The sequence below is a fragment of the Psychrobacillus psychrotolerans genome, assembly GCF_900115805.1.
Taxonomy (GTDB): Bacteria; Bacillota; Bacilli; order Bacillales_A; family Planococcaceae; genus Psychrobacillus; species Psychrobacillus psychrotolerans.
Window position 1 is genome coordinate 35,937 of the sequence record NZ_FOXU01000003.1, and the last position, 23,153, is coordinate 59,089.

23 protein-coding genes and 2 other annotated features are annotated in these 23,153 nt (G+C 37.3%); of the genes, 18 read left to right on the top strand and 5 right to left on the bottom strand.

The annotated features are described in order from the left end of the window. The first annotated feature begins 11 nt into the window (after positions 1 to 11). The 6 genes from BM260_RS07935 to BM260_RS07960 all read left to right on the top strand — a co-directional run bounded on the left by BM260_RS07935 (position 12) and on the right by BM260_RS07960 (position 6,794). On the top strand, positions 12 to 779 hold the full coding sequence (locus BM260_RS07935) for a 3-hydroxybutyrate dehydrogenase (RefSeq protein WP_093536809.1): 768 nt from the start codon (positions 12 to 14) through the stop codon (positions 777 to 779). Positions 780 to 931: 152 nt separating this feature from the next. Then, the gene (locus BM260_RS07940) at positions 932 to 1,621 is read left to right on the top strand and encodes a CoA transferase subunit A (RefSeq protein ID WP_093536810.1); all 690 of its coding nucleotides are present in this window, start codon (positions 932 to 934) and stop codon (positions 1,619 to 1,621) included. 13 nt (positions 1,622 to 1,634) lie between these two features. After that, positions 1,635 to 2,288, top strand: coding sequence for a 3-oxoacid CoA-transferase subunit B (locus tag BM260_RS07945; protein WP_093536811.1), 654 nt, complete (start codon positions 1,635 to 1,637; stop codon positions 2,286 to 2,288). Between the two features lie 48 nt (positions 2,289 to 2,336). Then, positions 2,337 to 2,549, top strand: a binding site (T-box leader). A gap of 228 nt (positions 2,550 to 2,777) precedes the next feature. After that, positions 2,778 to 5,189, top strand: a complete 2,412-nt coding sequence (gene leuS, locus BM260_RS07950) for a leucine--tRNA ligase (protein WP_093536812.1) — start codon at positions 2,778 to 2,780, stop codon at positions 5,187 to 5,189. A 419-nt stretch (positions 5,190 to 5,608) separates the two neighbouring features. After that, entirely contained in the window at positions 5,609 to 6,019 is a 411-nt protein-coding gene (locus BM260_RS07955; RefSeq protein ID WP_093536813.1) for a VOC family protein, read from the top strand. Between the two features lie 67 nt (positions 6,020 to 6,086). Then, complete coding sequence (locus BM260_RS07960) at positions 6,087 to 6,794, top strand: DNA alkylation repair protein (protein WP_093536814.1); 708 nt, start codon at positions 6,087 to 6,089, stop codon at positions 6,792 to 6,794. Between the two features lie 199 nt (positions 6,795 to 6,993). On the opposite strand, the gene BM260_RS07965 is transcribed toward BM260_RS07960, so the two are convergent. The 3 genes from BM260_RS07965 to BM260_RS07975 form a co-directional block, all read right to left on the bottom strand. Next, complete coding sequence (locus BM260_RS07965; protein ID WP_093536815.1) at positions 6,994 to 7,581, bottom strand: anthranilate synthase component II; 588 nt, start codon at positions 7,579 to 7,581, stop codon at positions 6,994 to 6,996. Continuing rightward, positions 7,578 to 8,966, bottom strand: a complete 1,389-nt coding sequence (gene trpE, locus BM260_RS07970) for an anthranilate synthase component I (RefSeq protein ID WP_093536816.1) — start codon at positions 8,964 to 8,966, stop codon at positions 7,578 to 7,580. The genes BM260_RS07965 and trpE overlap by 4 nt, the downstream gene beginning before the upstream one ends. 66 nt (positions 8,967 to 9,032) lie before the next feature. Beyond that, positions 9,033 to 9,264, bottom strand: a binding site (T-box leader). A gap of 24 nt (positions 9,265 to 9,288) precedes the next feature. After that, positions 9,289 to 10,551 carry a BaiN/RdsA family NAD(P)/FAD-dependent oxidoreductase gene (locus BM260_RS07975; protein ID WP_093536817.1) on the bottom strand — a complete coding sequence of 421 codons (1,263 nt, stop codon included), beginning with the start codon at positions 10,549 to 10,551 and terminating at the stop codon, positions 9,289 to 9,291. 358 nt (positions 10,552 to 10,909) lie between these two features. Between BM260_RS07975 and BM260_RS07980 the strand changes: the two genes are divergently transcribed. Both BM260_RS07980 and BM260_RS07985 read left to right on the top strand, forming a co-directional pair. Continuing rightward, the gene (locus BM260_RS07980; protein WP_093536818.1) at positions 10,910 to 12,526 is read left to right on the top strand and encodes a putative polysaccharide biosynthesis protein; all 1,617 of its coding nucleotides are present in this window, start codon (positions 10,910 to 10,912) and stop codon (positions 12,524 to 12,526) included. A 9-nt stretch (positions 12,527 to 12,535) separates the two neighbouring features. Continuing rightward, positions 12,536 to 13,258, top strand: coding sequence for a pseudouridine synthase (locus BM260_RS07985; protein WP_093536819.1), 723 nt, complete (start codon positions 12,536 to 12,538; stop codon positions 13,256 to 13,258). A gap of 36 nt (positions 13,259 to 13,294) precedes the next feature. Here BM260_RS07985 and BM260_RS07990 read toward each other — a convergent pair whose 3' ends face one another. Continuing rightward, the gene (locus BM260_RS07990) at positions 13,295 to 13,516 is read right to left on the bottom strand and encodes a DeoR family transcriptional regulator (protein WP_093536820.1); all 222 of its coding nucleotides are present in this window, start codon (positions 13,514 to 13,516) and stop codon (positions 13,295 to 13,297) included. 339 nt (positions 13,517 to 13,855) lie between these two features. Between BM260_RS07990 and pepV the strand changes: the two genes are divergently transcribed. The 7 genes from pepV to BM260_RS08025 all read left to right on the top strand — a co-directional run bounded on the left by pepV (position 13,856) and on the right by BM260_RS08025 (position 20,134). Continuing rightward, positions 13,856 to 15,262 carry a dipeptidase PepV gene (gene pepV / locus BM260_RS07995; RefSeq protein ID WP_093536821.1) on the top strand — a complete coding sequence of 469 codons (1,407 nt, stop codon included), beginning with the start codon at positions 13,856 to 13,858 and terminating at the stop codon, positions 15,260 to 15,262. A gap of 2 nt (positions 15,263 to 15,264) precedes the next feature. Next, positions 15,265 to 16,116, top strand: coding sequence for a D-amino-acid transaminase (dat, locus tag BM260_RS08000; protein ID WP_093536822.1), 852 nt, complete (start codon positions 15,265 to 15,267; stop codon positions 16,114 to 16,116). After that, positions 16,113 to 16,676, top strand: coding sequence for an RNA 2',3'-cyclic phosphodiesterase (thpR, locus tag BM260_RS08005; protein WP_093536823.1), 564 nt, complete (start codon positions 16,113 to 16,115; stop codon positions 16,674 to 16,676). Before dat ends, thpR begins: the two co-directional genes overlap by 4 nt. After that, a complete protein-coding gene (locus tag BM260_RS08010) occupies positions 16,660 to 17,643 on the top strand; it encodes a nuclease-related domain-containing protein (protein WP_093536824.1) in 984 nt (327 codons plus the stop codon). The genes thpR and BM260_RS08010 overlap by 17 nt, the downstream gene beginning before the upstream one ends. After that, positions 17,636 to 18,553, top strand: coding sequence for a diacylglycerol/lipid kinase family protein (locus BM260_RS08015; RefSeq protein WP_175496236.1), 918 nt, complete (start codon positions 17,636 to 17,638; stop codon positions 18,551 to 18,553). The genes BM260_RS08010 and BM260_RS08015 overlap by 8 nt, the downstream gene beginning before the upstream one ends. A gap of 19 nt (positions 18,554 to 18,572) precedes the next feature. After that, a complete protein-coding gene (trmB, locus tag BM260_RS08020; RefSeq protein ID WP_093536826.1) occupies positions 18,573 to 19,214 on the top strand; it encodes a tRNA (guanosine(46)-N7)-methyltransferase TrmB in 642 nt (213 codons plus the stop codon). Positions 19,215 to 19,288: 74 nt separating this feature from the next. Beyond that, positions 19,289 to 20,134 carry a YtnP family quorum-quenching lactonase gene (locus BM260_RS08025; protein ID WP_093536827.1) on the top strand — a complete coding sequence of 282 codons (846 nt, stop codon included), beginning with the start codon at positions 19,289 to 19,291 and terminating at the stop codon, positions 20,132 to 20,134. Positions 20,135 to 20,409: 275 nt separating this feature from the next. Here the strand turns inward: BM260_RS08025 and BM260_RS08030 are convergent, their stop codons facing one another. Then, on the bottom strand, positions 20,410 to 20,724 hold the full coding sequence (locus BM260_RS08030) for a hypothetical protein (protein ID WP_093536828.1): 315 nt from the start codon (positions 20,722 to 20,724) through the stop codon (positions 20,410 to 20,412). A 156-nt stretch (positions 20,725 to 20,880) separates the two neighbouring features. On the opposite strand from BM260_RS08030, the gene BM260_RS08035 reads away from it, so the two are divergent. From BM260_RS08035 to BM260_RS08045, 3 genes are all read left to right on the top strand, one after another. After that, the gene (locus tag BM260_RS08035) at positions 20,881 to 21,954 is read left to right on the top strand and encodes a M42 family metallopeptidase (protein ID WP_093536829.1); all 1,074 of its coding nucleotides are present in this window, start codon (positions 20,881 to 20,883) and stop codon (positions 21,952 to 21,954) included. Positions 21,955 to 22,036: 82 nt separating this feature from the next. Then, positions 22,037 to 22,570, top strand: a complete 534-nt coding sequence (locus BM260_RS08040) for a DUF84 family protein (protein WP_093536830.1) — start codon at positions 22,037 to 22,039, stop codon at positions 22,568 to 22,570. Positions 22,571 to 22,632: 62 nt separating this feature from the next. Continuing rightward, positions 22,633 to 23,145 (top strand): hypothetical protein, encoded by a 513-nt coding sequence (locus BM260_RS08045; RefSeq protein WP_093536831.1) that lies wholly within the window; start codon positions 22,633 to 22,635, stop codon positions 23,143 to 23,145. The last annotated feature ends 8 nt before the right edge of the window (positions 23,146 to 23,153 follow it).

Below are 23,153 nucleotides of genomic sequence, written 5' to 3' on the forward strand. Positions count from 1 at the left end.
GAGGTTATAAAATGGTAAAAGATAGAGTGCTCCTTATTACGGGAGCAGCAGGGGGCATTGGGTTGGAGATTGCTCATGAATTTTATAAGGCTGGGGCGATTGTAGTACTAACAGATGTAAATGAAGAAAAAGTAAAAGAAGCCGCAAAACTTTTAGGGGATGATGTAATAGGTCTTAAATGCGATGTGACAAAGGAAGAAGATATTATTAATTCAATTAATGTCACTATTGAGAAGTATGGGAGTGTTGATATTCTTATTAATAACGCCGGTATGCAGCACGTTGCAATGTTGGAAGATTTTCCAACAGAACGCTTTGAACTATTGATAAAAATAATGCTGACTGCTCCGTTTATAGCAACTAAACACGTTCTTCCGCATATGCGGAAGAACGGATTAGGGAGAATTATCAATATGGCATCTATAAATGGTTTAGTCGGTTTTGCTGGGAAAGCAGCGTATAACTCAGCTAAACATGGTTTAATTGGACTTACGAAAGTTGCAGCTCTGGAAACAGCAGCGGATGGAATAACTGTCAATGCAGTTTGCCCAGGGTACGTGGATACCCCACTCGTTCGAAACCAATTCAAAGACTTAGCAAAAGTACGAAATGTTCCAGTGGAATCTGTATTGGAAGAAGTGTTATATCCTCTAGTTCCACAAAAACGATTGTTAGAAGTGAAGGAAGTTGCAGATCTAACTCTTTTTTTAGCTAGTGATTCCGCAAAAGGAATGACCGGGCAAGCAGTTGTTTTGGATGGTGGTTATACTAGTCAATAAGTTGTCTATTTATATGGAAAATTTTGATTCAATTCTAGGTGCGATTCAGAATAATAATGCTTAGAATCTAGGTATAAGAATATAGTTTGCTAAGTTGTCGAATATTTGAGAAAATAATAATGTATCAAGCTTAGATGAAAGGGGATTGGAGCATGAAACCTATTTACAATTCAGCTAAAGAGGCTGTTGCAGGGGTGCAAGATGGAATGACGCTGATGGTTGGAGGTTTTGGACTAGTTGGAATTCCAGAACAGCTAATACTGGCTTTAGTCGATAAAGGTGTGAAGGACTTAACGGTTATTTCGAACAATTGTGGCGTGGATGACTGGGGTCTAGGTCTGCTACTTAAAAATAAGCAAATAAAGAAAATGATAGGTTCATATGTTGGAGAAAACAAAGAGTTTGAAAGACAAGTAATCTCGGGTGAAATAGAAGTGGAATTGACTCCACAAGGAACTCTAGCGGAGAAAATCCGTGCTGGTGGGGCTGGAATTCCCGCTTTCTTTACTCCTGCTGGTGTAGGTACTACAGTGGCGGAAGGTAAAGAAGTGCGAGTTTATGATGGAAAAGAATATGTACTAGAAGAGGCACTTCGAGCGGATTATTCTTTCATACGTGCAGCTCAAGCAGATAAATTCGGAAATCTTATCTATAATATGACAGCGCAAAACTTTAATCCAATGATGGCTGCTGCTGGTAAAATTACCATTGCAGAGGTAGAAGAAATTGTAGAAACAGGAGATTTAAATCCTGCTCAAATACATACACCAAGCATTTATGTTCAAGGTCTATTCCAAGCGGAACAAGAAAAAAGAATCGAACGTTTAACGACACGTTCTTAAGGAGGAGTTTCGATTGAATTCACGTGAAAAAATTGCAAGAAGAGCGGAAAAAGAAATTGAAAATGGAAACTACGTAAACTTAGGAATTGGAATTCCGACTTTAGTTGCGAATTTCATCTCTCCCGATAAAACGGTCGTTTTACAATCGGAAAATGGCTTACTTGGTATTGGACCGTACCCAACCGAGCAAGAAGTTAACCCTGACCTTATCAATGCAGGTAAGGAAACAGTAACGACTATTCCAGGCTCGGCTTTTTTCAATAGTGCAGAGTCATTCGCGATGATTCGCGGAGGACATGTCGACGTGGCTATTTTAGGTGCGATGGAAGTATCCGAAAAAGGTGACCTCGCTAACTGGATGATCCCAGGCAAGATGATTAAAGGCATGGGAGGGGCAATGGATCTCGTGCACGGTGCAAAGAAAATTATCGTCATTATGGATCATTGTGCAAAAGACGGTTCTGCTAAAATTAAAAAACAATGTGAATTACCTTTAACAGGCAAGGCAGTTGTGAATAAAATAATAACAGAACGGGCAATGATAGAAGTAACAGAAAATGGACTTGAATTGAAAGAGGTATTCGAGGGTTACTCTGTTCAGGATATAATAGATGCTACAGAAGCGGAACTTATAATTAATAACGTAAGGGAAAATGTCTCTATTTAACATCAGCTTGTATTTTAAAGTGGAATCCATTATTATTAAAACTAATAGAAGTCGACTGTGAAAAGGATTAGTAAATAAATCTCGTATCTTTAGAGAGCTAACGGATGGTGTAAGTTAGCGTTACGAATTATTGAACTCGCCTTTGAGTCTGTATAAGTGAACTAATAGTAGCTTGTACCGTTTTCCGCGTTAAGGAATCAAGTTGAGTGAATTTTTCACTAATTTGGGTGGTACCGCGTGAGTATATCTCTCGTCCCTTAGTTTTTTAAGGGGCGAGTTTTTTTATGTCTAGCTTTAGAGTCTAACCTCTCGGGGCAAATGTGAAATAGTTGATGTGGCTGAGGTGCTTCTTCCTAGGTCCGCACGATGCAGGTTATGTCTGCTATGCCACAGGATGTGGTGCACTTTACAGATCTATCCTAAACACATTTGCCTGTCGAGGCAGAAATAGGCGCTTCCGCTTTTCATACATTGGAGGAGGAAAAATTTATGAGCTTTAATCATGAAGCAATCGAAAAAAAATGGCAAAAGTATTGGCAAGAAAACAAAACGTATAAGATGACAGATGATCCGTCTAAACCAAAATTCTATGCATTGGATATGTTCCCTTATCCTTCAGGAGTAGGTCTACATGTAGGTCATCCACTTGGATATATCGCAACGGATATTCTAAGTTCGTTTAAACGTAAACAAGGTTATAACGTTCTTCATCCAATGGGGTGGGATGCTTTTGGACTTCCAGCGGAGCAATATGCAATTGATACTGGGAACGATCCTGCAGAGTTCACGGCAAAAAATATTGCTACTTTTAAACGTCAAATGACGGATTTAGGATTTTCTTTTGACTGGGACAGAGAGGTAAATACGACAGATCCTTCTTATTATAAATGGACTCAATGGATTTTCATCCAGCTGTACAAAAAAGGCCTAGCATATGTAGATGAAGTGCCGGTAAACTGGTGTCCAGCATTAGGAACTGTTTTAGCTAATGAAGAAGTAATTGACGGTGTGTCAGAGCGTGGAGGGCATCCAGTAGAACGTCGTCCGATGCGACAATGGGTACTTCGTATAACTGCTTATGCAGACAGACTTTTAGAAGATTTAGATGATCTTGACTGGCCAGACAGCTTAAAAGAAATGCAACGTAATTGGATAGGACGTTCAGAGGGTGCGGAGCTTACTTTTGAAGTGGCAGGCACGAAAGAATCCTTCCGTGCATTTACAACACGTCCGGATACAATTTTTGGTGCAACCTATGCAGTATTAGCGCCTGAGCATAAGCTTGTGGATGCTATAACTACTGAGGAACAAGCAGAAGCAGTGCTAGCTTATAAAGATCAAGTGAAATTAAAAAGTGACCTTGAACGTACAGATCTTGCAAAACATAAAACAGGTGTATTTACAGGTGCTTATGCCGTTAACCCAGTAAGTGGAGAGAAGATGCCAATATGGATTGCTGATTATGTATTAGCGACATACGGTACTGGTGCTATTATGGCAGTTCCTGCACATGATGTGCGTGACTACGAGTTCGCAAAACAATTTGATTTGCCAATCGTGGAAGTAGTTGCTGGTGGAGACATCTCACAAGAAGCTTACACTGCTGATGGCACACTTATTAACTCTGAGTTTTTAAATGGCTTAAACAAACAAGAAGCAATTGCCAAAGCGATTGAATGGTTTGAAACAAATGGTAAAGGTGAGAAGAAAATTACGTATCGTCTACGTGATTGGTTATTCAGTCGTCAACGTTATTGGGGCGAGCCGATTCCAATTATTCATTGGGAAGATGGCACTTCTACACCAGTAGAAGAGTCTGAATTACCGTTAATGCTTCCTGTTACTACAGATATTAAACCAAGTGGTACAGGTGAGTCGCCACTAGCTAATATCACGGAATGGGTTAATGTTGTGGATCCAGTAACCGGTAAAAAAGGCCGTCGTGAAACGAATACTATGCCTCAGTGGGCAGGTAGCTGCTGGTATTACCTACGTTATATCGATCCAAACAATGACAAGGCACTTGTCGATCCAGAACTAGCGAAACGCTGGCTTCCAGTGGACATTTATGTAGGTGGAGCAGAGCATGCAGTACTTCATTTATTGTACGCACGTTTCTGGCATAAATTCCTTTATGATATTGGTGTAGTTACTACGAAAGAGCCATTCCAAAAGCTATTTAACCAAGGGATGATTCTTGGAGAAGGTAACGAGAAAATGTCTAAATCGAAAGGGAACGTAGTTAACCCTGATGATATCGTGAAAAGTCATGGAGCCGATTCACTTCGTCTTTATGAAATGTTCATGGGGCCACTAGACTCCTCGAAACCATGGTCTACAAATGGTTTAGATGGATCAAGAAGATTCCTAGATCGTATATGGCGTCTATTGGTCGATGAAGACGGTAAGTTGAGTGCTAAAGTTACAGATACTTCTTCTGATAATATGGAAAAAGCATATCATCAAACAGTTAAAAAAGTAACGGAAGACTTTGAAGCAATGCATTACAATACCGCTATTTCACAAATGATGGTATTTATCAATGAAGGATATAAAGCGGAGAAAATTTCAAAAGAATATGTTGAAGGATTTGTGAAGCTTATTTCTCCAATCGTTCCACATATTGCTGAAGAATTATGGCGTATTCTTGGACATGACGATACAATCGTTTACGAATCTTGGCCAACATTTGATGAATCGAAACTAGTAGACAATGAAGTAGAAATCCCAGTTCAAATTAAAGGGAAAGTACGTGCAAAATTGAACGTTGCTAAAGATGCAACAAAAGAAGAGTTGGAAGCATTAGCTCTTGCTTCAGAACAAGTTCAACAATGGTTGGATGGTCAAGAAGTGAAGAAAATTATTGCAATTCCAGGTAAAATGGTCAATATCGTAATTTAATGTAGCTGTGACTATAAATAAGAGTATTTAAAATCATCTCAACTCTATGCTTTTCTTAGAGTTGAGATGATTTTTTTGTTGAATGGTTAGTAGAAATAAGCAACTTTTTTATTTGCAATAACTATTGGAATTCATAAGGGTTAGGATAACCTATTTCTATTAATACTTCTTATACAATATCCTCTGCCGCTTGGAGATCCTTTACGTAGTAATAAGCCAAACGTATTAGGGGTTCTGTAAATTGCAGAATTAACGTTTTTAGGTCATTAATATTTATCAAAACCACAACTCCTTTCCATATATAAACGATTCCTAGAGCTTTAAAGTTTGGATTTTTCTGAATTATTTTCCTGCTATGCCTTGAAAGTTCTAAAAAATGATATGATGAAGGTTATAAGAATATGGGAGGGATGTGTGCAATGAGTTCATTTATTAAAAGAGTGGGAACTACATACATACCAGTTGTTAATCCAGAGAAATCATCATTATGGTATCAAGAAATGCTAGGAGCTGTTGAAAATTTTAGAAATATGGACAAAGCGATTTTAGAATTTGCAGATCAAAGTTTTTTTCTTGTTAAGGCCAAAAAAGGAGAACGGTTTTGTTTTTTGGATATTTATGAACAGGAACATTTTACAATGACCTTTGAAGTGAATGGAATAGATCGATTAATAGAATTTAACAGCTTTCTTCAGGAAAAGGGAGTACGTGTTGGGAAAATTGAAAATCGGGGGCATCCCGGCACCAATTTTGTATTCTATGATTTAGACGGGAATATGTTTGATGTATGGAGTGAATTGAGTCCTACTTTCAAGGATAGATTGGATTAAAATGATTTAGTGATAACTGAACGAGCGTTATATCTGTGAAAATCAAAAATAAAGGAAGTGCGAATAGATGAATTTTGAAGAAGTTATGCAGGAACTCGAAGCTCTTGGTAAAGAAAGAACTAAAAAAATATACATATCCAATGGAGCACATGAGCCACTTTTCGGCGTGGCTACTGGTGTGATGAAACCAATTTCAAAAAAAATAAAAATAAATCAACAGTTAGCGGATGAGCTATACGCAACAGGGAACTATGATGCCATGTATTTTGCCGGTATTATTGCAGATCCAAACGGCATGACTGTAGCGGATTATAATCGCTGGATGGATTCAGCATATTTTTATATGCTTTCTGATTTTGTAGTAGCTGTAACTTTGTCAGAGTCCGATATCGCTCAAGAAGTTGCGGACAAATGGATTACAAGTGACGAGGAGTTGAAAATGTCAGCAGGGTGGAGTTGCTACTGCTGGCTTTTGGGGAATCGAAAAGACGTTGAGTTTTCAGAAAGTAAAATGTCTAATATGCTTGATATGGTGAAAAATAAGATTCATGAATCACCTGAACGAACAAAATCTTCGATGAATAACTTTATATTAACTGTGGGAACTTCTTATGTACCTCTGCATGAAAAAGCACTGGAGACTGCAAAGGAAATAGGTATAGTTGAAGTCAAAAGAGACAACAAAAAAAGCAGTTTCTTAAATGCTTATGACAGTATTCAAACAGCGGTAGATAAAGGAAGAATTGGTTTTAAACGCAAGCATGTTAGATGTTAATATCTTATAGAGCAGCTTGTCCTTTATAGGGATAAGCTGCTTTTTGCTATTTTTTGTTTATTCCAACTAGCGTGCTCAAAATTCCAACTAAACTTCTCATTTTTCCAACTAAACCCTCCAAAATTCCAACTAAAACACCTGTAAGAGATTTTTCGGATCAAAAAAGCTCCTAGAACGATCCTAGGAACTCCAACTTACCTTATTTTACATAATTTTCTCCGAAGCTTTCGATGAATGACTGCATTATTCGGCTTCCTTGTTCTGTCCCAATAGATTCCGGGTGGAATTGAAGGCCATATAAAGGGTAGTCGACATGTTTGATGGCCATTATTTCATTGTCGTCTCTTGACCTTGCTAGAATTTCTAGTTCGTCTATTAATGACTCTCCGTCTATCACAAGCGAATGATATCGCATGACTGAAATTGGCTCCTCGAAAGTTTTGAACAAAGCTTGAGGGCTATAAGATATGGTGGACATTTTACCATGCCTAATGGTTTTTGCCTGCACAATTTTTGCTCCAAAAGCTGCGCCAATCGATTGATGGCCAAGACAGATGCCTAAAATGGGATACTTTTTGTATAGCTTCTGAATAATGTCGATCGATACACCTGCATCTACAGGAGTACCAGGGCCAGGAGAGATAATAATAGCCTCAGGGTCTAGCTCTTCGAGTTCTTCAATAGTAATAGCATCATTCCGAACGACTTTAACGTCTTTGCCTAACATACTGACTTGTTGATATAAATTATACGTAAAAGAATCATAGTTATCGATTAACAAAATCATCGTTGCACCTCCAAGAGAGCCTTAGCTTTATTAATCGTTTCTTCATACTCACTCTTTGGAATAGAATCGTGGACAATACCAGCTCCAGCTTGAACATGGGCATAATGATCCTTTACAACCATTGTTCGAATGGCAAGTGCCAAATCCATATTACCTGTAACAGATACATAGCCGACAGCCCCCGCGTAGATCCCACGTTTCATTGGTTCTAAATTATTTATAATCTGCATAGCTCTAATTTTCGGTGCACCTGAAACAGTTCCAGCAGGTAAGCAGGTAGTTAACACATCTAAAATATGTGCATTTTCAATTAGTTGACCAGTCACCTCAGACACAATATGCATGACGTATTTATAGTATTCAACTTTCATATATTTCTCAATTTGAACAGTTCCTATTTCAGCTATTTTACCAATATCATTACGTCCAAGATCTACGAGCATTCGATGTTCTGCAACTTCTTTTTCATCATGCAATAAATTATGAGCTATGCGAGCATCTTCCTCAGGAGTTTTCCCGCGAGGCTTTGTCCCTGCTATAGGGTTCGTTGTTACTATTCCATTTTTTACTTTTACTAAGCTTTCGGGAGATGTCCCCAAGATAGTGTAAGTTTCAAAGTCCATATAGAACATATAAGGAGATGGATTGGAAGTACGAAGCTGTCGATACAACGAAAAAGGGTCTCCGTCAAATGGAGAGGTAAAACGTTGAGATAGGACAACCTGGAATATGTCGCCTTTTAAAATATGTTCCTTTGCTGTTTCCACCATATTCGTAAAATCTTTTTCCTGAATCTGTGGTTTAAAGGAGAGAGAGGGTTCCGTTCGTTCAGGATTTATCGGTCCCTGCTCTAGTTCAGACAATATCTTTTCTATAGCATCAGTCATCGAATCTGAAGAACGCCCATTTTGGAATAAATCGATCGCAGCTATGGAAACCGTCTGTTTTAGATGATCAAAAATAATAAACGTATCGTAAAACATAACATGTACATCTGGCATATCTAATTCGTCGTTTAATAAATCTCCTATTTTTTCATTATAAAAAGCAGTTTCATATCCGAAATAGCCAATAGCACCACCAAAAAAAGAAAATGGATAGCAGTCTTGATGAATTGGCATCATCTGTTTAAGCTTTTCTATCACTGACCTGTGTTCACCTTCGGTTGCACGATTTTCGACGGATAGTGAATATCCATGCTGGTCTCCGGTTAGTTCCCCGATAGGGTCAACTGCAATAAAGGAGTATCTTCCACTTTCCTCATGCTTAGCGGAGGATTCAAATAACACTTTTTTCCTTCCGTGCAAAGAATGGTAAATGGATATTGGAGTCATCATATCTCCTTGGATTTCTTTCATTTGATAACTTTTTGTCTCAACTGTCATTTCTCAGCTCTCCTATTCTTAACTAATCTCAGCTCAACTCAACTAAACACAAAAAGGCCCTCCATCGCAAAGGACGGAGAGCCGTGGTGCCACCTTTATTGATTACTATTGTAATCCACTTATTGCAACCTGACAGTTGCGAGTCCTATAACGTAGACGAACGCCAAAACCTACTGATTATATACGTTCAGCTTTGGAGCTAAGAAGCCCATTCACTTTATTGCTTGCACTGACTCGCAGCTACCGTCAGCTCTCTAGAGCATTTCATAAAGTTACTATTCTTCCTAATCGCTTATTAACGTATATTGTAATATAAATTATCTTATAATTCAATCGATTTTGCAGCACTCATTCCAGCAATTTTACCTGTAACAAGAGCAGAGGTGATATTGTAGCCGCCTGTGTATCCGTGGATATCTAATATTTCCCCACAAAAATAGAGTCCAGGCTTCTTCTTCGACGCCATTGTTTTTGGTTCTATCTCCTTGATGGATACACCTCCACCAGTAACAAAGGCTTTTTCTAATGGTTGTGTCCCATAAACAAAGACATTGAATTGTTTTAACTCATGTGCGAGTGCACGAATCTTTTCATGCGGAAGATTTTGGCCATCTTCACTTTCTTGAATAGCAGTACGTTGAAGTAAAAACAATAGCCATCTTTCAGGAACAATACCTTTCCACACATTTTTTACTGCTTTTTTGGGATCCTCTTTCAAAGCAGATAGAAGCATTTGAAAAGTTTGTTCTTCATTTTGCTCTGGAAGGCTATCAATTCGAACAGAGACAGGTTGTCCGCCATTTTTCTTTTGTTCTTTTACAACAAATTGACTGCATCTTAAGATGGCTGGTCCACTTAAGCCGAAGTGAGTAAACAACATATCCATCTCATGCGTAATTATTGGTTTTCCTTTTTTATTTAACACAGAAACACCAGCGCCTCGAAGTGCAAGGCCTTGAAGTTCTTTCGATTTGATGAATGTCTCATTGGATAAAAGAGGTACCTCTGTCGGATATAAATCCGTGACAGTATGACCCGCTTTTTCTGCCCAAGGATATCCGTCTCCAGTAGATCCGGTTTGAGGAACTGCTTTGCCCCCAACCGCTACGACAATAGCACCGGAAGTGATTTCTTCACCTGAAGCTAGTCTTACACCAATTACTTTTTCATCATTCATTAACAACTTGGAAACTACTGAATTTAACTTGATTTCTACTTGTAGTCTTTTCAATTCATCTAATAGAGCATTTACAACATCCATCGCCTTGTTAGAAACTGGGAACATTCTTCCGTGATCTTCTTCTTTTAAAGCAACTCCTAGATTTTCAAAAAACTCGATGATATCCTCATTATTAAATACAGAAAAAGGGCTAAATAAAAAGCGGCCATTTCCAGGGATATTTTTTACAATCTCTTCTTGAGGTAGTCTATTTGTAACGTTACAACGACCACCACCAGATATAGCAAGCTTTTTCCCAAGCTTATTTCCTTTTTCGATTAGTAGTACCTTTTTGTTTTCTGCCCCAGCCGCCGCAGCAGCCATCAGTCCTGAGGGACCCCCACCAATTACAATAACGTCATACATAATATATTCACACTTTCGGTTTTTTCTTTATTATACATGATTGTGGTTTTGTTTAGACAGTTGTAAACTGTAAGATAGACATTTTAACTTTATTAAGCAAATATTTTTTGCGATGAGCTTGCTCAGGAGCAGAAGTATCCCACTTCTATAAGTGATGTGGTGAATGCAAAATATGTATTCAACTAAATGGTATCCACAAACCTCTGCTTAATAAAGTTAAAGCCTCCGGCGGATGCCACAGATTTTTAGATGAATTTCTCAGGCGAGCTTGAGAAAAATCTGGGCGCACTGTTTTCTGCGACGAGATTACGCAGGAGCACATTCGCCGAGGCGAATTTGATAAGAATGGAAGGGTTAGATGGCATCAAATTTACTGAAAGGGACAATGATTTTAACAATTGGTCTCTTATTATCGAGAATACTAGGTGTTCTATATGTAATACCTTTCTATCAAATAGTGGGGGAGGAGTATATTGCACTTTATCAATACGCTTATACTCCATATTCCATCATGCTAGCAATTGCAGTATCTGGAGTACCAATTGCTGTATCAAAGTTCGTATCTAAATATAATTCCCAAGGAGATTATGCTACTGGAAGAAAGCTCGTGAAGTCGAGCATGTTGCTTATGGGAGTGACCGGGTTTTTAGGGTTTTTAATCCTCTACTTCCTTGCAGATCCAATAGCTCATCTTATTATTAAAGATGATGAAGCAGTATTTTCCGTAAATGATGTAGCTTCTGTGATTAGATTTGTCAGTTTTGCAGTTATTGTAGTTCCGGTTATGAGCTTAGTAAGAGGATTTTTCCAAGGATATCAACATATGACACCTACAGCAATTTCTCAATTATGGGAACAAATTGTTCGAATCCTATTTGTGTTAGTTGGTGGTTTCTTTGTTGTTTATGTATTCAATGGTACAGAAAAGACTGCAGTATCCTTTGCTGTATTTGCCGCGTTTTTAGGTGCAATTGCAGGATTAGTCGTTCTCGTATGGTATTGGAAAAAATTGAAGCCGGAGTTTAACAATTTGTTAACTACATCAGGGAAGATTAGTTCAGATGTATCATTAACAAATATTTATAAAGAAATGTTAATTTATACTGTTCCTTTTGCGCTTGTAGGAGTTATTAATCCTTTATTCCAATTTATCGATATGATTACGTTTAATAATGCGATGTCTGTCATTGGAATAGGTGGGGATATATCTAACACATTATTAGGCATGTTAAATTACACTACCCACAAGCTTGTAATGATTCCTGTCATGCTCGCAACTGGTTTTAGTATGACGCTAATCCCGTTGATCACTAGTTATTATGCAAAACAAGATTTTGTACAGGTTCGTAAAGCGTTGGACCAATCATTCCAAATTTTATTGTTTTTAACTGTACCTGCAGCAATGGGGATTTCTGTGTTAGCAGATGAATTTTACTTAGTGTTTTATGAAGCTAGTGAAACAGGGGCAACCGTACTTGCCCATTACGCTCCAGTTGCTATATTGTTTGCTTTATATCCAGTAACGACTGCGATATTACAAGGAATTGATCGTCAGAAGTTAATAATTTTAAACTTATTGCTTGGAATACTAACGAAGCTAATCCTAAATACGCCACTTATTAAAGCTTTTGAAACTGATGGTGCTATTATCGCTACAGCATGTGGTTATCTAGTGGCAATCGGGTTAAACTTATTTGCTATTCGCAAGACATTACATTATAAATCGAATATGGTCGTTCGAAGAGTAATGCTTATTATTATCGTCAATGTAATCATGTTAGTGCTTGTGTTCCTAGTCAAATTAGGATTTGGACAATTCATGACGATTGATACTAAACTAGAAGGATTACTTGCGATTATCGTTTGTGCTGGTATTGGAGCTGTATTTTATGCTTTTGTTACATTACGCTTGGGTCTTGCTCAAAAACTCTTCGGAGAGAGACTTACACGCTTTACCAAAAAAATTGGTTTTTAGGAGAATAAAATGCGATTAGATAAATTTCTATCTCATATGGGATATGGTACAAGAAAAGAAGTAAAAATATTGGTCAAATCCAAAGCTATTCAAGTAAATGAAGCTGTTGTAAAAGACAGCTCCATGCACGTGAACGAGCTGAAGGATAAAGTGACAGTTTACGGAGACGTAGTAGTATATAAAGAGTTCATCTATTTAATGATGAACAAACCACCTGGAGTAATTTCTGCGACAGAGGACTCTAGGGAGCAAACAGTCATAGATCTATTAGATGAAGACGTACGTCATTTTGAACCATATCCAGTAGGAAGATTAGATAAGGATACTGTAGGTCTTCTTCTATTAACGAATGACGGGGCTTTGACACACCGACTTCTATCACCAAACAAAGACGTACCCAAAGTGTATTACGCGAAAGTAGAAGGTGTAGTAGATGAATCGGATATTACAGCCTTTTCCAATGGAGTAATATTAGATGATGGCTATCATACAAAGCCAGGCATACTAAAAGTTTTAAAAAGTGATTCTATTTCTGAAATCGAATTGGCCATTACAGAAGGTAAATTTCATCAAGTGAAAAGAATGTTTGAAGCAGTTGGAAAAAACGTAGTTTACTTAAAAAGGCTTTCGATGGGGTTACTTGAGTTGGATGCTACATTAGCAGAAGGTACATATCGAGAACTAACAGAAGAAGAGCTAACACAAATACAGCAAAAGAATGACCAGGCTTAAGTTTTAGCTTGGTCATTCTTTTCATATTGTTCATATCTAAGATGTCATTTTAACGCGTTTGTTCGTCGTGGTCCATTTACCTCTTGTTGGGCTAATGATTAAGTCATTAAAAGCAAGCACATTCAAATCTCGTTGAATTGTGCGAGGAGTGATGCCAAATTCATCGACTAAATCTTGTGTTGTAACTGTCCCGTGATCACGGATGAACATATACATGTCTTTTATTCGAGTTAGCATCCGATCAGTAGTTGGTTTCATAAGTAACCACTCCTTCATCATGATATCCCTTGGCTAGACTAGCGGACGACTTGGGTGAAAAGCAACTGAGTAATTGCAATTTACAGCCCCTTTACAAAATGATAGTCAAAGTATTTACTTTCTGACAATTCCATTATAATAGATTTCTATTAAAATTTCTATAGATATAATCATATTTACAAAACATTCACAATTCTTTCCAGTGAATACCAAGTCAGAAAAGAATGTTATTTTGTTGGCAAAACACTGCCTGAAGGTTATAAAATGCCTTCTTTTTTTGTGCCTTTTACTATAAAAAGTGTAAAATGGAATATAAGCATTACTTAGGAGGATATTAATATGAATTGGTTAGAACTAGCAGAATCCAAAAAGGCAGATATCATAGCAGAATTGCAAAGATTAATACAAATTCCAAGTGTCATGGATGAAAAAGCAGGTAGTGATGAAATGCCTTTTGGACCTAAACCGTTGGAGGCTCTTCTCCACATGTTGAACGAAGGTGAGCAAGAAGGATTTATCACAAAAAATGTAGATAATATGGCTGGACATATTGAAATGGGTGAAGGCGAAGATATATTAGGAATCCTTTGTCATGTTGACGTCGTGCCAGAAGGTAAAAATTGGACGTATCCACCGTTTGAAGGTGTTGTAGCTGACGATAGAGTGTATGGCCGTGGTGCTATAGATGATAAAGGTCCAACTATTGCTGCATGGATGGCCATGAAATTAGTAAAAGAAGCAGGGATTAAGCTATCCAAAAAAGTCCGTCTCATTATTGGGACAGACGAAGAAAGTGGATTCCGTTGTATGGATAGATATTTTGCAAAGGAAGCAATGCCTCAGATGGGATTTGCACCGGATGCTGATTTCCCAATTATTAATGCAGAAAAAGGAATCGCGAGTTTGATCTTTACACAAACTGGTTCTGCTGATACAGAAACGATTCAGTTTTTCCAAGCAGGTAACCGTACAAATATGGTGCCAGATGAAGCATTCGCAGTTATCTACGGTGGTCTCCATATGATTAAAGAAAAGTTCCAAACATTTGCAGCTGAATTTAAAGTTGAGGGAGAAGTCACACAAGAAGGCCCTATGGTTAAAGTGCTTGTTTTTGGTAAATCTGCACATGCAATGGAGCCAGATGATGGGATTAATGCAGGTATACTATTGGCTAAATTTTTACAAGATATTAATCTTACTCCACATTCCAAAGCGTTCGTTAACTTTTTAGTAAATGCATTTGGAGAAGATAGCAGAGGGCATGGCCTGGCACTCAATTTCACAGATGAGCTTTCAGGAGATACGACCTTAAATCCTGGTGTTATTCACTATGCCCCTGCACAAGGATCTTGTACGCAAGTAAGTTTGCGTTATTCTGTAAGCTATCCTTTTGACGAACAATTAAGTGCCTGCAGAGAAGTACTTAGTGGTTCAGGCATTACTTTGGATTTAAGTACTAATTCTAAGCCTCATTATGTCGATAAAGAAGATATACTTATTAAATCTTTACAAAAAGTATATGAAAGACATACCGGTGAAAAAGCAGAGTTATTATCTATCGGTGGCGGCACGTATGCAAGAGTATTAGAAAAAGGGGTAGCATTTGGTATGGTGTTCCCTGGCAGAAAAGATGTAGCACATCAAGTGGATGAATATGTAGATATCGAAGATCTAATAAAAGCAACTGCTATTTATGCAGATGCAATAGTTGAACTTGCTGGAAGCTCAAATTCGGAGGGAGAATGAACATGGTAAAAGTATTATGGAATGATCAATTTGTACAAGAAGAAGACGTGAAAATTGGATTCGAAGATCGTGGTTATCAATTTGGAGATGGAATTTATGAAGTGATCAAAATATACAACGGCGATATGTTCACAGCTAAAGAGCATATTGATCGACTATATGCGAGTGCAGACAAGATTCAACTAGTTATTCCATATACAAAAGACGTGATGCATAAAATGTTACACGAACTTATTGAAATGAATGAACTTCAAGATGGTCAAGTGTATCTTCAAGTTACCCGAGGAACAAGCATGCGTCAGCATAATTTTCCAGTTCCAGCAGTGGAATCTGTTCTAACAGCCTATACAAAAGAAACAACACGCCCACATACACAGTTAGAAAATGGAGTAAAAGCTTGCTTTGTAGAGGACGTTCGTTGGCTTAGATGTGATATCAAATCGTTAAATTTGTTAGGAAATGTTCTAGCAAAACAAGAAGCTGTTAGTAAAGACTGCTATGAGGCTGTACTACATCGTGGAGAAACAATTACAGAAGGTTCATCTTCTAATATGTATGGTATTAAAGATGGAGTTTTGTATACACATCCTGTTAGTAATTTAATGCTAAACGGAATTACACGCCAAGTTATTTTGAATTGTTGTGAAGAAGTAGGACTGCCGGTAGTGGAAGAAGCATTTACAAAAGCGCAAGCATTAGAAATGGATGAAATGATTATGTCTTCTACGAATGCGGAAGTAATGCCAATAATCTCGATTGACGATAAAATAATTGGTACTGGAAAACGTGGCGAATGGGCTGAAAAGCTACAATTAGCTTTTGAAAAAAGAATTCCTACATCCGTTGAAGCATGAACAAGCATTATTTTATCGCTATAAAAATCCCTAAGGAGTTAGCTGCTGCAATTATTCAGGAACGTGATAAAACCAATTTACACAGGACTCATAAAATCTTACCAGTTGCAGAAGATCTTCATATCACGCTCTATTATTTAGGGCATGTAGCAGATGGTATATTACAGCAAATAATTCATTCGCTAAACCGTTTAGAGTGGGAATCGTTCGAATTGAAAACAAGTGGAGTAGCTCATTTTGGTAATGAAGCTACCCCGCGTGTTGTATATACATCATTAGAAAAAAGCGATTCTTTACAATTATTGCAGCAAAAAATTGTACAACTGTTAAGTAACTTTATAGAGGTACAGAAAACAAACGATTTCACTGCTCATATTACAATGGCAAAAAAATGGGCTTCTTTAGAGTCGCTAAATTTAAAAGCGTTCAACTTATCTGATGTAGTCTTTGACGTATTAAGTTTCTCCATTTTTACCGTTAATGTGAATCGGTCTCCGCGTTATGAAGAAATATGCACAGTTAAGTGGAGGAGGGGTGAAAATAATGGCCCAACTAGTTAAATTACAAGATTATGTTTCCCGTTATCAAGTAGATTTAAAAAGATACCCAACGCAGTTTGTACGTTTAAAAAAACAACAGTGGGATCGGACAAAGGAAGAGTGGGAAAGAGGTTCTTTTACTTCTGAGTGGATTGAAAAGGAAGATGAAGTTGTTGTAGAATACAAGAAAAAATCACTTTTCTCCATTCTGTTTCCAAAAAGCAAGAAAGAAATAGTAGAAGACTTAGACTGGGGAAATAAAGAGTTGACGGAAGAGATTCCAGTATCAGAAGAATCTACTACGTTGCTATTTGAACCTAAACTAGTTTATAAACCTCAAACAAAAGAAGAGTTAAAACGTATGTATCTAGATCAGCTGTTTCACTTTCAATTAAAATGGGCAAGTTCCACTTTACGTGAAAAGTCATATGTAGATCCAAAATATATGCGTGACACACTACTGAGGGATTTTACACTGAAACTACCAGATAATTATTTTGTCTTTTATTATCCAATCTTAAAGCTAAAAAAGGCTCCAATAGAGCTAGATATTATACTTGTACTTCCTACTGAAGTTGTTTGTATTGTAGTACTTGAGGGCAAAAATTCCGATGCTTTTATAGGGAGTGGGGAACGATTCTGGCTTAAGAAAAGTGGGAAAGATGAAAAGAAAATATTAAATCCTACGATTAATCTAAATCGAATGGAATCGATATTAGGACAAATTTTCCAACAGCAGGACGTAGAATTGCCGATAAAAAAAGTAATTCTTTCAAGAAATGGTTATATTGATTATCCGGGAAATTCGTTCAATACAGAATTTGTCGATACGAGAAAGTTTCCTGAATGGTTTCTTTCATTGAAATCTTCACATTCTCCGATGAAGCATATGCAATTTAAAGCAGCCCAGGCGATATTAGATCTAGTACAAACCACTTCTTATTCTAGATCTAGTTGGGATATAGGTAATGAGGAAACCAATGAATAATATTGTCTTTATCGTAAATGAGCACGCAGGGAATGGTTTAGGCAAGAAGGTGTGGAGGAAATGGAGAGAAACAATCGATTTTCCTCACACAGTTTATATGACGGAAAGAGAAGATCATGCCACCGAAATAGCCAAAAAATGCGCCGAATCAACGGATGATTTGCTTTTAGTTGGAGTTGGTGGTGATGGTACTATTCACGAAATTATTTTGGGTATAGTTGGTTTTGAGCATGTTCGAGTTGGAATAATCTCGGCTGGGAGTGGAAACGACTTTGGACGAACCTTTTATGTTTTTCATACATTGAAAGACCTCAAGGAAGTCGCACACAGTAATTCCCACACCAAGATGGATATTGGAACAGTAAACACTCCAAATTCGGAATACAAATTTGTTAATAATGCCGGATTTGGTTTTGATGCAAAAGTTGTTTACCTTGCAAATTATTCTGTTTGGAAAAGCAGGCTGAACCTTTTTAGGCTAGGCAAACTTGCATACATATTATTTCTTATAAAAGAGTTACTAACGTTTAAAACGTTTTCTTTTACCTTACATAATAAAGATGAAGTCACTCGATATGATGATGTTTGGTTTTTTGTAATTTGTAATCAGCCTTTTTTTGGAGGTGGAATGAAAATCTCTCCTGATTCCATTCCTAATGATCAATTACTTGAGATGACAGTAGTAAACAAATTATCAAGATGGAAATTGTTATTTATTTTTGGTACAGTATTCTTTGGAAAACATACTAAATTTAAAGAGGTAAAACAGTATCAATCATCAGATTTTAATATGGTTATTCATGATAAAGTGTATGGCCATGTGGATGGTGAGTTTTCATGTATAACAGAAAAAGATATAGCTTATTCATGTTCAATAGAAGCACATGCATGGAATTTAGCAAACCGTTAAAGAAAGAGGAGTTTGAATAATGAGGTTAAGACATAAACCATGGGCAGAGGATTTTATCAATGCTCATCCGGAAATAGTTATCCCAAATCCAGAAGAAGTTAAAGGGAAATGGGAAGAAGTATTTAAGAATGACAATCCATTGCATATTGAAGTAGGTTCAGGAAAAGGGCAGTTTGTAACAGGAATGGCAAAGCAAAATCCCGATATCAATTATATTGGCATAGAGTTATATGACAGTGTGATAGTGTCAGCGCTAGAAAATGCGATTGCCGCTCAGCCATTACCTAATCTACGATTATTGAAAGTAAACGGATCTGATCTTGCAAAGTATTTTGAAAAAAATGACGTAGACCGTGTATACCTAAATTTCTCAGATCCATGGCCAAAAACTAGGCATGCGAAACGACGTTTAACACATGCAGAGTTTTTAGAACTATACAAATCGATTCTAGTAGATCATGCTGAAATCCATTTCAAAACGGATAATCGAGGTTTATTTGAGTATTCATTAACGAGTATGTCAGCTTTTGGAATGCTTATCAAAGAGGTCTCTCTCGATTTGCATGTTAATATGCCGGAAGATAATATTATGACGGAATATGAAGAAAAGTTTTCTGCAAAAGGTCAACCAATATACCGAGTTGAAGCAAAATACGTGTAACTTTATTGAGCGGAAATGCTAGCTAGGTCGATAAATGTATACACAGAGGAATATTTGAAAAGGGGCGTGGGAGAATGGACAAGTTTCAATTTCACGAAATGTCATTTACATGGTTAAAGGGAGGAACAACTTTTATGGACGGGGGTGCCATGTTTGGAGTTGTTCCAAAACCATTATGGGAAAAAAAATATCCTGTCAATGAGAAAAATCAAATTGAACTGCCATCGGATCCATTACTCATCCAATATAAGGGGCAAAACATTTTAATGGAATCAGGTCTTGGCTACCAGAAAATGACGGAGAAGCAATTGCGAAACTACGGTGTTACCGATCAATCTCAAGTGGAAGATAATCTTGTAGAATTAGGATTATTGCCAGAAGACATTCATATTGTTATGATGACTCATCTTCACTTCGATCACGCCTGTGGTTTAACAAAATGGGATGAAAACCGAATTGTTTCCACTTTTCCAAATGCTAAAATTTATGTGTCCGATGTGGAATGGAATGAAATGAAAAATCCTAACATTCGCTCCAAAAACACATATTGGAAAGAAAATTGGGAGCCAATAGAAGACCAAGTGATACCATTTACAAATTCTCTTAAAATAGTAGAGGGAATAGAGATGATTCACACGGGAGGCCATAGTGACGGCCATAGTATTGTTGTATTCAAGCAGCAAGAAGATACTGTCATACATATGGCAGATCTAATGCCTACCCATGCTCACCAAAACCCACTGTGGGTGCTTGCATATGATGATTTTCCGATGACTTCAGTGTTTGCAAAAGAAAAATGGGTCAAACAAGCACTTCAACAAAATTATTGGTTCAGCTTTTATCACGATGCTTTCTATCGAATGATCAAATGGTCCGAAGATGGAAAAGAAATAGTAGATATAGTTGAGAGAAGTAGATAAAAAGAAAAGTTCAATTACCTATTTCAGCCCCGATAAGCACTTGATAGGATTTTAAGTTAAGGAGTCCTTTGACTTTACTGAAATCTTGAGTGACTCAGGCACTGTTCTAGAGTTGGACAGATAAAAAGCGAGGGCAGTGACGATGTCAGCCCTCGTTATTTTTGTGGAAAATTTACTCTTTTCAAACTAACTCCCCAAAAATTCCAACTAAACTATATAGATGACAAAAAATGGTTGAACATGAGAAAATCATGACCAACCATCCACTATTAAATTTAAATTTTCACCAATTCCACGACGGATCCTGTTTTTGCATCTGCTGCGAACTCAAATTGCTCAATTTCCCCTTCTTTCACTCGAGAAATTCCGCCTTTATATACATTCATACTTATTGCTTCTTTTTGAAACTTCTCAGGGGTCATATATATCCAGGATCCATCGATTGGACCCTCTTTTTTGAATGAGCTTTTAATTTCATTTAATACTAATTCTGCTGAACGATTGAAATCCATTTGTTTCGTGGCTTGGCTGGCTATAACACCAATTACAATTCCAGTTCCAAGTCCCATCATGTAATCCTTTAATTTCATCAGTATTCCTCCTCATCGTATTTTTTTTAGTGTATCATACATCCTCGTTCCGATTAAATTTTTCGGTTTACGAAGTTTTATTGTAGTAAACGAACCCAACTTTTATTACAATAGAGGGGAAGATAATTTTCTACACAGCTTTAGGAGGCTTTTTTAATGAATGCAGAAACGCGCTCGCTCTTTAAAACATTGACAGAACTACCAGGAGCACCTGGGAATGAATATGCTGTACGTGCCTTTATGCGAAATGAACTGACTAAATATTCAGATGAAATTGTTCAAGATAATTTAGGCGGTATATTTGGTCTTAAAAAAGGTGATGAAAATGGACCGAAAATTTTAGTTGCGGGCCATATGGATGAAGTAGGATTTATGGTATCTGGGATCACAGATAATGGAATGATTCGTTTTCAACCTCTAGGTGGTTGGTGGAGCCAGGTTTTACTTGCACAACGAGTGGAAGTTGTTACTAAGACTCAAACAGTTCCAGGAGTAATCGGTTCTATTCCTCCGCATTTGTTAAGTGATGAACTTCGTAGCAAACCGATGGATATAAAAAATATGCTAATAGATGTTGGAGCAGACGATAAAGAGGATGCTCTACGAATGGGTATAAAACCTGGTGATCAAATCTTACCTGTTTGTTCGTTTACACCTATGGCGAATGATAAAAAAATAATGGCTAAAGCCTGGGACAATCGTTATGGTTGTGGATTGGCTATTGAACTTTTGAAAGAAGTGCAAAACGAGAAACTTCCGAACATGCTATATTCCGGTGCAAATGTAATGGAAGAAGTAGGTCTTCGTGGTGCACAAGCATCTGCGAATATGATTAATCCAGACTTATTTTTTGCTTTGGATGCGAGTCCTGCAAATGATGCATCTGGAAACAAAAATGAGTTTGGACAACTAGGAAAAGGAACACTTTTACGAATTTTCGATCGTACAATGGTGACACACCGTGGAATGCGTGAGTTCGTATTAGATACTGCAGAAACACATAATATTCCATATCAATATTTCATCTCACAAGGGGGTACTGATGCGGGACGCGTTCATACTTCGAATGAAGGTATTCCTAGTGCGGTAATTGGTATTTGTTCACGATATATTCATACCTCTGCATCTATCATCCACACAGATGACTATGCTGCAGCCAAAGAGCTTATTGTGAAACTAGTTAAATCATGTGACCGTACTACTTTAGAGACAATTAAATCGAATGTATAAGTAGTGGAGTGACTATGTTACTCTATACTTTTAAAAAGATGCCTTCCGGGGCATCTTTTTAACTAGAAAGGAATATTATTGCATGAAAATATTAATAGGTACGCATAATAGAGCTAAAACAAAAGCAGTTCAAACTATTTCTAGTATATATTATCCAGAGGTAAATTATGAAAACAAAGAAGTTCCATCACTAGTGTCCGATCAACCGATGGGTCAGGAAGAGACTAGGCAAGGTGCTATTAACCGAGCAAAGCAGTTAATAGATGAGCTAATGGAAGATTCAGACACACTATTTGGGATAGGTTTAGAAGGCGGCGTACAAGAAATAGATGGTCAATTGTATATTTGTAATTGGGGGGCATTGGCGACGCCTGCCGGTGACGTATTTACTGCTACAGGAGCTGGTGTACCCCTACCAGCGGAAATAGCTGAACAATTACGAGGCGGTGCCGAACTTGGACCTGTAATGGACGTCTATACTAATAAGAAAGGTATACGTCACGATGAAGGTGCCATTGGTGTCTTCTCCAATGGACTTGTTAATAGAAGTGCAATGTTCGAGCATATAATGTTATTATTGATTGGGCAATTTGAATTTGCTAATAAGCCCAAGTAGTTGCAACTGTAGGGAATCATCGATAAAATATATAGCAGTTATCACTGAATGGAGGAAAGAGAATGACCCGAATTTGGATGCGATTATTGATCGCGTCATTAGCTGTCATTTTATTAGCAGGATGCTCTTCTTTGGAAGAACAAACTTCAGATGGACTTGAGAACGCAAAAGTAGCTTTTCAAGGCGACGCAGAAAAACCAAATGAAAAAGTAAATGATATTAATATTTTTATACCTAGTGGTTTTTCGATAGAAGAAGAATCTAATGAAACAAATATTATTCTTTCTAAAGGAAAAGAATCATTTATACTCTTTATTAATCCAAATGAATTACCAAGTAGTCAACTATACTATGATTTGATGACATCTGATAAAAATTTAAAAGTATTAGAAGAAAAAACATTTGAGCAAAATGGACGATTTGGATTTGCTGCAATTATTGAAAATAGTGAAGAAAAGTATGAACTTATAACGAGCATTGGTGGCATCAAACTAACAACTATTTCTGACCAACAAGATGTTGCGAAAAATTTAGAAAAAATGATGCTTATCGTTCGCTCCATTTCAACAAACTAGAGGAGTGG